Origin of the sequence: Aquimonas sp. (assembly GCF_044377145.1) — a bacterium.
GTDB lineage: Bacteria > Pseudomonadota > Gammaproteobacteria > Xanthomonadales > Xanthomonadaceae > Aquimonas.
Genome location: NZ_JBILJQ010000006.1, coordinates 67185 through 80401, shown reverse-complemented (window position 1 = coordinate 80401; position 13217 = coordinate 67185). Strand labels below are relative to the sequence as shown.

Genomic DNA, 13217 nt, shown 5'->3' with positions numbered 1-13217 from the left:
TGTGAGAACGTCGAACGCCGCAGCGAGGGGCGCGCCGGGTGTTCATGGCCGCAAGCTCACGGTCGTGTGGGCGCTGCGTCTGCTCGCGCTGATGACGGCATTCGCCGCAACGCTGCCCGCTGTCGCGGAGGTTGAGGTCGAGGCCAAGCTCGAGCGCAGCACCGCACTGTTCGAGCGCGTCGGCGATCATCAGCGGATTCCCGATGGCGTGGTTACCGCGCTCGCGCAGGACGCCGAAGGTTTCGTGTGGATCGGTACTACCGAGGCGCTGATCCGCTTCGATGGCTACCGGTTCAAGAGCTATCGCCATGACCCCGCCGATCCGGGCAGCCTGCCGGGCAGCCGCATCGAGAGCCTGCTGGCGGCAAGCGACGGTCGTTTGTGGGTGGGCACGTATTCCAGCGGGATCGCGGTGTACGACGCCAGCACCGATCAGTTCGCCGCGATTGAATCGCGGATCGATCCGACCGATGCACCGCGGGTGCCGGCAGCGGCCTCGATCCGCGCGCTGACCGAAACGCCGGATGGCGCGATCTGGATTGGCACCACCGGTCGAGGTCTGCTGCGGGTGGACCCGGATGGCAGCACCCGCGTCTACAGCGCGCAGGACAGCGCCTACGGTCTGATCGACGATCGCATCTCGGCGCTGGCGGTCGATGCGCATGGCTGCCTCTGGGTTGGCAGCTGGAACGGTCTGGTCCGGCTGCGGCCGGGCGCCGAACGCTTCGAGCGCGTGCTTTCCGACCCGGACGACCCGGAGAGTTTCTACGACACCGCCGTTCGCGGAATCTACGCCGCCAGCGATGGCGCGCTGTGGGTCAGCTCGCAGCAGGGCCAGATGGCTCGCGTGCCGGCCGCCTTTCTGGATGCACCGGGTTTGCCGCAGCCACAGCAGGTGCAGCGCTGGCGCGGGGTCGGCATGAACAGCGCGGTCGAGCCGGGCGACGGCAGCCTGTGGATCGCCCACTACCGCGGCATCGACATCTACGGCCTGGACGGACAGCTGCGGCAGACCGTGCGCCACCGCGTGACCGAGCCGCTGAGCCTCGCCGATGCCGGCGTGCGCACCCTGCTGCGCGATCGATCCGGTTGGCTCTGGGTTGGCACCTTCGGCGGCGGCCTGCAGCGGACCCATCCGCTCGCGGGTGCGCTCAGCGCTCGTCGCTACGATGCCGAACGGGATGCGCCGCTTCGCCAGCTCAGCGTTTCCAGCATGGCCCCGACGCCGGATGGCGGGTTGTGGATTGGCGCCGACCGCAATGGTGCGGCGCGCCTCGATGCTCAGCTGCGCATCCGCGAATTCATCGCCGCCGAGGCGGACACCAACGGCGGCTTGAACGGCACCATGATCCAGGGCCTGGCGCTGGCCGCAGATCAGACCCTGTGGGTTGCGACCGAGCGCGGCCTCAATCGGCGCCAACCGGGCGAAACGGACTTCGAGCTGGTGACCGATCCCTCGTTCATCGAGGGCAAGGTGGTGCGTCGACTGTGGCCGGGCAGCGCGGGCGAGCTGTGGATCGCCTCCGGTGACGGCCTGTTTCTGCGTGATGTCAGCGGCCAGGTGCGTCGCTTCGCGACCGCCGCCGGCGCCACCGTGGGTGGTTCGGTGAATGCGCTGTCCTTCGATGCCGACGGCGGCTGGGTCGGCGGCAGCTCCGGCTTGTTCCGGCTGGATGCGCAGCGCCAGGCGCTGACGCCGGTGGCGATCGAGGTCGATGGACGGCGGGTGCAGGCCGATGTGCTGGGTTTGTTGGTGGATCAGCGCGGTCAGCTGTGGGTGGACGGCGGCGGCCTGCTGCGGCTGCGGGAATTAGCCGATGGCGTCGCCCGCTTCGAGGCGATCAGCGCGCGTTTCGGCTACGCCGGAATCGCGTTTGGCGCCAACCTGATGGAAGACGCGCAAGGCCGGATCTGGAGCCACCGCTTCATGTTCGATCCAGCCGCCGATGTTCTGCATCGACTGGGCCGCGCGGAAGGCGCGCTGGCCGGCACTGGCTGGTTTCGCGCGCATGCGCGCTTGGCCGATGGACGGATGGTGTTCGGCGCCACCGAGGGCCTGCTGGTGGTCCAGCCCGAGCGGTTCGAGCCTTGGACCTTCGAGCCGCCGATTGTGGTGACCGCGCTGCGCATCAATGGCGAAGAGCGCCGGCTGGGGCCTCGCGCCAGCGAGGTCGTGCTGCAGCCCGACGAGAGCAGCTTCGCGGTCGAGTTTGCTGCGCTCGACTACTCGGCGCCGGACCTGCTGCAGTACCGATACCGCCTGCAGGGCCGCAGCGCCGACTGGGTCGCGGTGGATGCGACCGCGCGCAGTGCTGCGTTCGGCGGGCTGTGGCCGGGTGACTACCTGCTGCAGGTGCAGGCCAGCAACCGTAGCGGTCGTTTCAGCAGCCAGACCCTGGAGCTGCCGATCGTGGTGGTGCCGCGCTGGTGGCAGACTTCGGCCGCGCTTGCTCTGGCGCTGGTCATCATCGGTGTGCTGGTCGAGCTGATCGTGCGCCTGCGCCGTCGCCGGCTGGAGGCGGCCAAGCTGCAGCTGGAGGCCGAAGTGCAGGCGCGCACGCTTGAGCTCAGCAGGCTGTCGGCCGAGCTGGAGCGGCGCACCGCGGAGTCCGAGCAGGCACGGCTGATCGACCCGCTGACCGGCCTGCGCAATCACCGCTTCGCGATGCGCGAGATGCCGAAAGAAGTCGCACAGGCGCTGCGGCGGCTGCAGGGGCGCGAGGAATCGGCGCGCAGACCCGGCGCCGGGCTGGTTCTGTTCCGGCTGCAGCTGGATGGCTATGTGCCGTTCGTGATCGCGCACGGCGCCAACGCCGGTGAGCCGCTGTTGCGCCAGTTCGCCGATCGGATGCGCGAGGTGTTCCGGCCGTCCGACAGCTTGATCCGCTGGGGTGGCGAGGAGTTCCTGGTGCTGGCCCGCGAAATCGATCGCGAAGCGGCGGCCGATCTGGCCGCGCAGCTGTGCGCGCGAGTTTCGGCGGAGACGTTCTCGGTCACCCCGGGCGGATCGGTGGAGATGACGGCGAGTGTCGGGTTCGCGCCGTTCCCGCTGCTGGCGACCGAGCCCTTCATGGCGACCTGGGAAGATGTTGTCGAATTGGCCGACCGCGTGCTGCGTCTGGTCCAGCGGGTGCAGCCGGACGCCTGGGCAGGGCTGTACCCGGAGCGCAGCAACGCGACCGCCTTGCGCAGCGTCGACTGGCTGGATCCGGCGCTGATCGAGCGCGGTGGCGTGCGTCTGCTCAGCAGTATCGCGACCGAAGTTCTGTGCTCGGCGCTGAGCGAAAGCACAACCTCGCGTTGAGGTGCTGCAGCGCATGCGCGACAGTGGCGGGCAGCTGATCGCAGCGCGCGCTGCGGCAGAATTCCGTCGCCGCCCGCGCAGGTGGGTTTTGCCGCTCGCTTGTCCGGACAGAGGTTCCGTATCATCAGCGGCCTTGAAATCAGCGCCCCGGGTGCAGATGCGCGCCACTGCCCGACACCATCGCTACCTGCAAGCACTGTTGTGCCCTGTGCTGTGGGTGTTGTCGAGCTCGACCGGTGCAGGTGTTGCTGCGGCTACCGTGCAGCCGGCGCGCGCGCCCTACGTGTTCGAGCGCGTCGGCGACATCGAGCAGGTGCCGGATGGCGTGATCACCGCGTTGACGCAGGATGGTCAAGGCCTGCTCTGGATCGGAACCACCGACGGTCTGGTGCGCTTTGACGGCTATCGTTTCCGGCGCTATGCGCATGACCGCGCCGACAGCGGCAGCCTGCCGGGCAATCGGATCCAGGCGCTGCTCGCCGCGCGCGACGGTCGTTTATGGGTCGGCACGCACTCGAATGGAGTGGCGGTGTACGACGCTGTCAGCGATCGCTTCGAGCGCTTCGACACCGCGCAGGGCGCGCAGCAGCCCCTGCCGGCCGGTGGGGTGCGCGCCCTGGCCGAAACCCCGGACGGCGCGATCTGGGTCGGCACCACCGGCAGCGGTCTGGTCCGCATCGATCGCACCGGCACGGTGCAGGAGTTCCGCGCGGACGGCGATGAAACCGGCCTGTTGGATGACCGCATCTCGGCGCTGGCGGTGGATGCTGGCGGCAGCCTGTGGATCGGCAGCTGGCAGGGCCTGAGCCGACGCCGCCCGGCCAGCGGCGTATTCGAGCGCGTGCTGTCGGATCCGGGCGACCCGGACGGGTTTGCCAACACCACCATTCGAGGCATCCACGTCGCCAGCGATGGCGCGGTCTGGGTGGGCGCGCAGCAGGGCCAGATGGCGCGGCTGCCAGTGGAGTTGCTGGGACGCGTGCAGCCGCCACAGGCCAGCGAGGTGCAGCGCTGGCGCGGCAACGGCATGAATGCGGCGATCTAGCCCGAACCGGGTCGGTTGTGGATCGCCCATGCACGCGGGATCGATGTGTTCGACGCCACCACGGCGCAGCCGATCGAGCAACTTCGTCACCGCGCGGTCGACCCGCTCAGCCTGGCCAATGCCGAAGTGCGTGATCTGCTGATCGACCGCGCCGGCTGGGTCTGGGCCGGCACCTTCGGCGGGGGTCTGCAGCGGATCAACCCCCGCCCGCCGGGGCTGCAGTCGCGGCGTTTTGATCCGCTCCAGGATGCCCCGCTGACCCAACTCAGTGCCTTGACCCTGAGCGCGGCCGCCGACGGCGGGCTGTGGGTCGGTGTGGCCCAGAACGGCGTGGTGCGGATGGCGCCTGACTTGAGCATTCGTGAGTTTCTGCGCAGCGATGATCCCGCCCAGGGCGAGCTGTCCGGGCAGCAGCCGTCTGGCCTGGTGGAAGCGGCTGACGGCACGCTGTGGGTGGCCACCGAGCGCGGCCTGTACCGTCGAGCGCTTGGCGCCAGCAGCTTCGAACTGGTGTCCGGGCCGGATTTTCTCCAAGGTGCGGCGGTGCGCAGGCTGTGGGCCGGCAGCGCCGGTGAACTCTGGATAGCAACCGGCGACGGCCTGTTCCGGCGCGCTGCCGATGGCCGCGTCAAGCGCCTGGCCAACAGCAGCGGTCAGCGTGTCGGCGGCCCGATCAATGCGCTGGCGCTGCAGCCCGACGGTGGCTGGGTCGGCGGCAGTGCCGGGTTGTTCCGGCTGGATGCGGAGCGCGCCGCGCTGATCCCGGTCGAGCGCGAGGTGGCCGGCCAGCCCTTGCGCGCCGATGTGCTGGGTCTGCTGGTGGATCGGCAGGGCCAGCTGTGGGTGGACGCCGATGGCCTGCACCGGGTGGTTGATGATCTCGGCAGCCGCGTCCGTTTGGATGCGATCAGCGCGCGCCACGGCTTCGTCGATGTCGCCTTCGGCGCCAACCTGCTGGACGACTCGGACGGGCGGATCTGGTCGCACCGCTTCATGTACGACCCGCAGGGCGATGCCCTGCATCGGCTCGGCCGCGCCGAAGGCGCCAATGCCGGCACCGGCTGGTTTCGCGCGTTTGCACCCTTGCCGGATGGTCGGCTGGTGTTCGGTGCTACCGAAGGTTTGCTGGTCATCAACCCGGATCGTTTCGAGCCCTGGACCTTCGAGCCGCCGCTGGTCTTTACCGAGCTGCGCGTCGACGGCGAGCCGCGCCCGCTGGGGCCGCTCGCCGACAGCCTGCAGCTGCGGCCGGGCGAGCGCAGTTTTGCACTTGAATTCGCCGCGCTCGATTTCAGCGCCCCCGAGTTGCTGCAGTACCGCTATCGCGTTGAGGGTCGCGACACCGACTGGGTCGAGGTCGATGCGGATTCGCGGGTCGCCAATGTCGGTGGATTGTGGCCGGGGGACTACCGGCTGCAGGTGCAGGGCAGCAACCGCAGCGGCAGGTTCAGCAGCCAGACTCTGGAGCTGCCGGTGCGGGTCCTGCCGCTGTGGTGGCAGACGCCGCTGGCGATGGTACTGGGGCTGCTGCTGTTGATCGGTTTGACCGCCGTGCTGGTGGTCTGGCGCGAGCGCCGCCTGCAGTGGGCGAAGTCGCGGCTGGAGGCCGACGTGCAGGCGCGCACCCGTGATCTGCGCGCGCTGTCGGCCGAGCTGCAGCGCAAGAACCGCGACTTCGAGGAAGCCAGCCTGACCGATCCGTTGACCGGCCTGCGCAATCGCCGCTTTGCCATGCAGGAGATGCCCAAAGAGGTCGCGCTGTGTCTGCGACGGATCGAAGCACGCGAACCGGCGGCGGCCGGGCACAACGATCTGGTGCTGTTCCTGATCGACTTCGATCACTTCAAACTGATCAATGACCGCTATGGCCACGCCGGCGGTGATGCAGTGCTGTGCCAGTTCGCCGAACGCCTGCGCGGCGTGTTCCGCAGCTCCGATCATCTGGTGCGCTGGGGTGGCGAGGAGTTTCTGGTGGTGGCGCGCGACAGCGACCGCGAACACGCCGCCGACTTGGCCGAGCGCCTGCGCAGCCACATGGCGACAGCACCCTTCGTGCTCGAAGACGGCAGCCAGGTGCTGTGCACCGTCTGCATCGGTTTCGCGCCGTTCCCGCTGCTGGCAGAGCTGCCGCTGAGCGCCGACTGGGAAGAGTTGGTCGACCTCGCCGACCACCTGCTGTATGCCGCCAAGCGCTCGGGCCGCAATGCCTGGATCGGTCTGTTCCCCGAACGGGCGGATGCGCTGCCCGAGCGCAGCAGCGACTGGTGCGAACCGGCGATGGTGCGTTCGGGCGCCTCGCGCCTGCTCAGCAATCTGCCCGAGGGTCGGGTGCTGGCGGCACTGGGCGAAACCACCGAGCGCGTCGCCTTGGGGGCCTAACCTCCGGCCGATCGATCCCCCGCAGGCTTCTGGGTCGGCGTCGCCCGCGGCCGCGTCAACAGCCAAACGGCTGACAGCACCACGGCGGTGCCGAGGATCTGCAGCGGCGTGATCACCTCGTCGAGCAGCCAGGCGCCGAGGAAAATCAGCGATACCGGGCCGATCACCGACAGCTGCGCCGCAATTCCCGGCCCCACCCGTCGCACCGCCGACATGGTGAAGGTAACCGGCAGAAAGGTGCAGAAGAACGCATTCGCCAGCGCCCAGCCGTAGGCGGCAGCCGGCCAATCGAGCAGCCGGGCCGGGTCACGCACGAGCAGGTAGTGCAGGCAGATCGCCGCGGTCGAAATGCTCATCGCGATCACCACCATCCGCGCCGTGCCCAGCCGCCGCACCAGCTCGCCGGAGCCGACCAGATACAGCGCGTAGGACAGCGCAGCGCCAAGCACCAGCGCGCTGCCAAACAGCACGTGTTGGCCTTCCACGCGCAGATTCTCGGCCAGCACCAGGGCGATGCCGGCATAGCTCACCGCCACCGCGATCCACTGCAGGCGGCTCACTGTGTGGCCGAGGAACAGCAGGCCGATCAGCAGCACGAAGGTCGGATTGAGGAACAGGATCAGCCGCTCCAGTGAAACCGGCACGTACTCCAGCCCCCAGAAGTCCAGCAGCGATGACAGGTAGTAGCCGAGCAAACCAATGCCGAGCAGCACCCAGCGCTCGCGCGCGCTCAGGCGTGGCCCGGGCCCACGCATCCGCTCGCGCAGGCCGAGCAGCAGGAACAGCGGCATCGCGAACAGCATGCGCAGGGTCAGCACATCCAGCGAGTCGAGCCCATAGCGATACTGGAACTTGGCCAGAATCGCCTTGGCCGAGAACAGAATGGCGCCGGCCGCAGCCAGTAGCAGGCCGCTGCGATGGAGTTGGGCCGTCATGCGGGTGACTGCACGGCAGTCAGAACGCGGCAGCGCGGGCGTGCGCGTGCAGTGGGCAGCTTCAGGGGCGGGTACATGGCGAGAGTGTGAGCGATCGCGCGGGCATGATGCAGCGGTCGCCCTTGCTGCGTCACTCACGTCCTGTGCACGACACTCGCGCGCCTCGAACCCGGTGACCCTGCCATGCCCCGCGCCCTGATCTGGCTGCGCCGCGACCTGCGCCTTGCCGACCACTTGCCCCTGGCCGCCGCGCTCGACCGCGCGCAGGCGCCGGTCTTTGTCTACGTGCATGCGCCGGAAGAGGAAGGCGAGTGGCAGCCGGGCGCGGCTTCGCTGGCGTGGCTGCACCACTCGCTGCAGGCGCTGGACTCGGCGCTGAGCGCGCGCGGTTCGCGTCTGATCGTGCGCCGCGGCCCGAGTCTTGAGACCCTGCAGCAGCTGGCCCGCGAGTGCGAGGCCGACAGCGTGTACTGGCAGCGCCGCTACGAGCCGGCCGTGATCGCGCGAGACACCGCCTTGAAGCAGGGCCTGAAGGCCGCCGGTCTGCACGCCGAGAGTTTTCGCGGCGCGACCCTGTTCGAGCGCGACGAGATCCGCACCGGCAGCGGTGGGCCGTATCGGGTGTTCACCCCGTTCTGGCGCAATGCGCGTGCCCAGATCGCGTTGGGCGAAGCCCGCGTCGTGCCCGAGCGTTTGCCTGCACCGCCCGCGGCATTGATCTCGCTCGATATCGATGCTCTGCAGCTGCGCCCCAAGCTGGGCTGGGATGCCGGCTTCTGGGAGCGCTTCATGCCCGGCGAGGCCGGCGCCGCGGAGGCACTCGAAACCTTCGTGGAAGGCGCGGTGGCCAGCTACCTCGGCCAGCGCGATCTGCCGGACCGCGCGGGGACCTCGCGGCTGTCGGCGCATCTGCATTTCGGCGAGATCACCCCGGCGCGGATCATCCGCCGACTGCAGCGCGAGCACTGGCCTGCCGCGGTCGCTGACCAGGTCGAAGGATTCGTGCGCGAGCTCGGCTGGCGCGAGTTCAATGCGCACCTGCTGTTCCACTTTCCGGATACCACCAATCACAACCTCAACCCGCAGTTCGCCGGCTTCAACTGGGCCGATGCCGGTGGCCGCCTGCAGGCCTGGCAGCGTGGCCGTACCGGTGTGCCGATCGTCGATGCCGGCATGCGCGAGCTCTGGCACACCGGCTGGATGCACAACCGCGTGCGCATGATCGTCGCCAGCTACCTGACCAAGAATCTGCGCCTGCACTGGCTGCACGGGGCGCGCTGGTTCTGGGACACCCTGGTCGACGCCGACCTCGCCAACAACACCGGCGGCTGGCAGTGGAGCGCCGGCACCGGTGCCGATGCGGCGCCGTACTTCCGCATCTTCAACCCGGTCACCCAGGCCGAGAAGTTCGACGCGCGCGGCAGCTATATCCGCCAGTGGGTGCCGGAGCTGGCGCGGATGCCCGACAAGGCCCTGTATGCGCCCTTCGAGCGCGCCGAGCTGGCGCGGCGCGTGGCGCCGGACTACCCGCGCCCGGTGGTCGATCTGAAAGCCTCGCGCGAGGCCGCGCTCGCCGCCTACAAGGGCATGCGCGGCGAGTCGCCTGCGTCAACGCCTGATCTGCTCTCCACAGGCGAATCCGCGCCGGCGTGACAGTCACCGCCGGCACGGCCACAATCCCCGCAGCCGCTTCCTGCGCAGGGATCTGTCGTGTCAGCAACCATCATCCACAGCAACGGTGGCCTGCAGGTGCCGGGCTATCGCATCCTGCGGCCACTCGGCGCGGGCGGTATGGCCTCGGTCTATCTGGCCGTGCAGGAGTCGCTGGATCGCGAGGTGGCGCTGAAGGTGATGTCGCCGCAGCTGGCAGCCGACCGTGAGTTCACCGAGCGCTTTCTGAAAGAAGGCCGCATCACCGCCAAGCTGTCGCACCGCAACCTGGTGACCGTGTTCGATATCGGCTCGCATCAGGGCCTGTACTACCTCGCCGCCGAGTACATCGCCGGCGGCACCCTGAGCGAACGCATCCGCGAAGGGCTGTCTGTGCCGCAGATCCTCGATATCGTGTCCGAGGTCGCGCGTGGCCTGCACTTCGCCCACGAAAAAGGCGTGGTGCATCGCGACGTCAAGCCCAGCAACATCCTGTTCAAGTCCGACGGCACCGTGGTTCTGGCTGACTTCGGCATCGCCAAGGCGATGGACACCACCTCCACCGCCACCATGGCCGGCTCCTCGATCGGTACGCCGGATTACATGAGCCCCGAACAGGCGCGCGGCGAGCCGGTCGACGGCCGGTCCGATCTGTATGCCCTCGGGGTGATGCTCTACGAAATGCTGATCGGTCGCCCGCCCTTCGACGGCAGCGATCCATTTGCGGTGGCGCTGGCCCACATCACCCAGCCGATTCCCATGCTGCCCAGCGAGTTCGCCTGGCTGCAGCCGGTATTGGACAAGATGATGGCCAAGCGGCCGGCAGAGCGCTTCGCCAGCGGCGAGGCCTTTGCGCTGGAGCTCGACCGCGTTCGCACGCGCATGCCCAAGGCGCAGGCGACCCAGATGGTGCGTCATGACACCGCCGCCCGCCAAGCGATCGCCAGTGCCGCCACCGTGCCGCTGGGCACCCGGCAGATCACGATCAGCAGCGGCCGTCGTACGGGGCTGATTGCCGCGGCCGTGATCGTGGCGATCGGCATCGGCATTGGCGCTGTGCTGTGGCAGCAGGACAACACGGTCAGCGTCACTGAACCGGCCGTGGTTATCGACACACCGCCCGTGGTGACGCCACCGAGCTTGCCGACCGACGTCAGCGAACTGGATGCATTGCTGCTGCAGGCCGAGTCGTACCTGAGCTACGGCATGTCTGAAAACACACTCGGCCGGCGGCTGGTGTTTCCGGACGACGAATCGGCGGTTGGCCTGTTCCGGCAGGCCTTGCAGCTCGATCCGAACAACGCCCAGGCCAACGAGGGCTTGCGCATGGTGGCTGAGTTCTACGCCACACGTGCGGCCAAAATGTGCGAGCGCACGCTGTGGGATGCCTGCCGCACCAGCGCCAGCGATGGCCTGCAGGCCGATCCGCAGCGCGCCGATTTGCTAGAACTCATGCACCGCGCCGAGCGCGGCATTCGCGGAGACTGATGCGTGAGCCCCAGCCGTAGCGACAGCGTGCTCGAACTTCACCACGGCAGCCTGCCGCTGCTGATCAGCCTTCCCCACGACGGCACCGCGGTGCCCGAGGACATCGCCGCGCACATGCACGATGCCGCGCTGCGCGTGCCCGATACCGACTGGCATGTCGCCACCCTCTACGACTTCGCCCGCCAGCTCGGCGCCTCGATCCTGGTGCCGCGCTACTCGCGCTACGTCATCGATCTGAACCGCCCGCCGGACGGTGCAGCGCTGTATCCGGGCCGCGCCGAAACCGGCCTGTGTCCGCTGTTCGGTTTCAGCGGCGAGCCGCTGTATCGCGAGGCTCAAGCGCCTGATGCCGCCGAGGTCGAGCGACGTCGGCAGCGCTACTGGCAGCCGTATCACGAGGCCCTGCAGGCTGAGCTGGCACGGTTAAAACACGTGCATGGCCATGCCCTGCTGTGGGAGGGCCACAGCATCCGCAGCGAAGTGCCGCTGCTGTTCGAAGGCCGTCTGCCGGATCTGAATCTCGGCACCGTCGACGGCGCCAGCTGCGAGCCTGCGCGGCTGGCGCGGGTCACCGAGCTGCTGGACCAGCAGGCCGACTACAGCTGGGTCGCCAACGGCCGCTTCAAGGGTGGCTACATCACCCGTCATTACGGCCAGCCGGGCGCAGGCGTCAACGCCATCCAGCTTGAGCTCGCCCAGCTGACCTACATGGACGAACGCAGCCAGCGCTATGACGCCGTGCGGGCAGGGCGATTGCAGCAGCTGCTGTGCAAACTGCTTCAGGCAGCGCTCTGAGGCTGTCAACCTGCAGCGCGAAACGATTGAGGCGTGCTTTGCACGGACACTGGCCAATCTGTTGGCGGATCGATCTCGACGGCGTTTGCCGACCACGATCCGGCGAAGCGGACCCAGCCGTGTGGCAGACTTGCACGGCCCTGTTCGGGCCTTGAATGGAGAGTTGGGTATGAAGTTCTTGATGCGTTTCGGGCTGGGCCTGTGCCTGGCCATGGCCGCTGCCGCAGGGGCGCAGGAGATCCCGCAGGTCGCGGATCCTGTTGATGCTGACGCACTGCCCGAGCTGAGCGCCGCACAGTCGGCGCGACTGCAGGCGATAGTCACACCCTCGAAAGATGACTGGGCCGAGGTGGACCAGCTGCGTCAGTCCGAATTTGTTGCGGTCTTCGAGGACTTCTACGGCGAGCTGCTGATCGCGGCCGATGGACGTTATGCGCGGGTGCATTTCGATCATGACTACGAAGCCGGCGCGGTCAGGAAGGATCAGCCCACCTACGCCTCGACGGGCCGGGCACTGATTCGCGGCCAATGGCTTGAGCTGTGGCAGGAGCGCAGCCTCTCCGCAACGCCGGAGTTTCCGCCGGAGTTTGCAGCCATTGCGGTGGCTGAATCGCTGGCCGAGCTTCCCGCGGGCAGCAGCGTCGACCAGGCGATCGACCATATCGAAGCGCAGATGCGCAGTTATGCCGCTGCCGAACAAGCCATGCAGGCGAACGCTGAGAGCGAGAGCGCCGCCAAGCCGGAGGAGTGCTATCTCAGGCTGCGTCTAGGCCCGGGCGAGTTGCTCTTGCGCGAACAGGACCTGGCGCCGATCGCGCAGGCCTGGGACGGCCAGGGCCCGCTCTGGATCAACCGCAGGTTGCTCTGGTCGAAGGGATTGCAAGCTTCGGAAGCACCGATCGCGGGACTGTACGGCAAGGGCTTTCTGATTGCGGATCCCACGGCTGACAGCGTGCCCGAGGCACTGCGGAGCCTGCTCCGCGTTGACGCCATCGAGGTGCGCATTGTCGAGACGACCGACGACCCCGCCTCGCGCGAGTGGTCCTGGGGATCGACCGTGGCCTCCTATCGCATCGACAAAGGCGCGCGCCACGGGATCTTCGAGGGCATGGTGCTGCGCGCCTCGGATGAGGCTCGCGACACGCTGACGGTGAAGTCCGTCGAACTCGACAGCGCCATCGTCGCCGTGTATCTGCAGCGCTTCTCGTCCAAGGACAGAGTGGTCGAGCCCCTGCCCGGTGAAGTCTTTACCAGCCGCAAGGAGTCGGGTCAGCGCCAGGCCTGCGGTATCGACACCAGTGCGGCCGTGCGTGCCCAGATCTCGGCGGTTCGCAGGCTGGACGAGGGCAAGGTCGATGAGGACGGCTTCGTCTGGTTCGAGGTGGACATCGATCATGGCAGCCGCCATGGGCTGGAGTTGGAGCAGGCCCTGAGCCTCGAGGGCGGCAACTACGCCAGTGGTGAATCGCGTCTGCGTCGACTTGAAGCGAACAGCGCGACCCTGCTGTGGCGGGTGCACACCGGTGCCAGGGACAAGGAGGCGCCACTGCCCGTCGTCGGTGGTCACGTCGTCACGCGCGCCTGGGAGCGCGCCTCGGAAGAACTGTTCGGATTCTGAAGC

General features: G+C 68.3%; 8 protein-coding genes. 7 read left to right on the top strand and 1 reads right to left on the bottom strand.

The features are described from left to right. The first annotated feature begins 1 nt into the window (after position 1). The 3 genes from ACIQ7H_RS03600 (at position 2) to ACIQ7H_RS03590 (ending at position 6728) form a co-directional block, all read left to right on the top strand. Positions 2-3304 (top strand): two-component regulator propeller domain-containing protein, encoded by a 3303-nt coding sequence (locus ACIQ7H_RS03600; protein WP_395788472.1) that lies wholly within the window; start codon positions 2-4, stop codon positions 3302-3304. A 133-nt stretch (positions 3305-3437) separates the two neighbouring features. Beyond that, positions 3438-4349: a two-component regulator propeller domain-containing protein gene (locus ACIQ7H_RS03595; protein WP_395788470.1), complete on the top strand. Its 912-nt coding sequence runs from the start codon at positions 3438-3440 to the stop codon at positions 4347-4349. 15 nt (positions 4350-4364) lie between these two features. After that, positions 4365-6728 (top strand): diguanylate cyclase, encoded by a 2364-nt coding sequence (locus tag ACIQ7H_RS03590; protein WP_395788468.1) that lies wholly within the window; start codon positions 4365-4367, stop codon positions 6726-6728. On the opposite strand, the gene ACIQ7H_RS03585 is transcribed toward ACIQ7H_RS03590, so the two are convergent. Beyond that, positions 6725-7663 (bottom strand): DMT family transporter, encoded by a 939-nt coding sequence (locus tag ACIQ7H_RS03585; protein ID WP_395788466.1) that lies wholly within the window; start codon positions 7661-7663, stop codon positions 6725-6727. The genes ACIQ7H_RS03590 and ACIQ7H_RS03585 overlap by 4 nt on opposite strands. Before the next feature lie 183 nt (positions 7664-7846). Between ACIQ7H_RS03585 and ACIQ7H_RS03580 the strand changes: the two genes are divergently transcribed. The 4 genes from ACIQ7H_RS03580 to ACIQ7H_RS03565 all read left to right on the top strand — a co-directional run bounded on the left by ACIQ7H_RS03580 (position 7847) and on the right by ACIQ7H_RS03565 (position 13214). Beyond that, positions 7847-9316 (top strand): cryptochrome/photolyase family protein, encoded by a 1470-nt coding sequence (locus ACIQ7H_RS03580; protein ID WP_395788464.1) that lies wholly within the window; start codon positions 7847-7849, stop codon positions 9314-9316. 57 nt (positions 9317-9373) lie between these two features. Continuing rightward, the gene (locus tag ACIQ7H_RS03575) at positions 9374-10801 is read left to right on the top strand and encodes a serine/threonine-protein kinase (RefSeq protein WP_395788462.1); all 1428 of its coding nucleotides are present in this window, start codon (positions 9374-9376) and stop codon (positions 10799-10801) included. A gap of 3 nt (positions 10802-10804) precedes the next feature. Beyond that, on the top strand, positions 10805-11596 hold the full coding sequence (hutG, locus tag ACIQ7H_RS03570) for an N-formylglutamate deformylase (protein ID WP_395788460.1): 792 nt from the start codon (positions 10805-10807) through the stop codon (positions 11594-11596). A gap of 169 nt (positions 11597-11765) precedes the next feature. Continuing rightward, entirely contained in the window at positions 11766-13214 is a 1449-nt protein-coding gene (locus ACIQ7H_RS03565) for a hypothetical protein (RefSeq protein WP_395788458.1), read from the top strand. The last annotated feature ends 3 nt before the right edge of the window (positions 13215-13217 follow it).

What these genes read in the sequence shown, in the direction of transcription:
- ACIQ7H_RS03585 (WP_395788466.1), bottom strand. Translation starts at nt 7,663, where the DNA reads ATGACGGCCCAACTCCATCGCAGCGGCCTGCTACTGGCTGCGGCCGGC.
- ACIQ7H_RS03580 (WP_395788464.1), top strand. Translation starts at nt 7,847, where the DNA reads ATGCCCCGCGCCCTGATCTGGCTGCGCCGCGACCTGCGCCTTGCCGAC.
- ACIQ7H_RS03565 (WP_395788458.1), top strand. Translation starts at nt 11,766, where the DNA reads ATGAAGTTCTTGATGCGTTTCGGGCTGGGCCTGTGCCTGGCCATGGCC.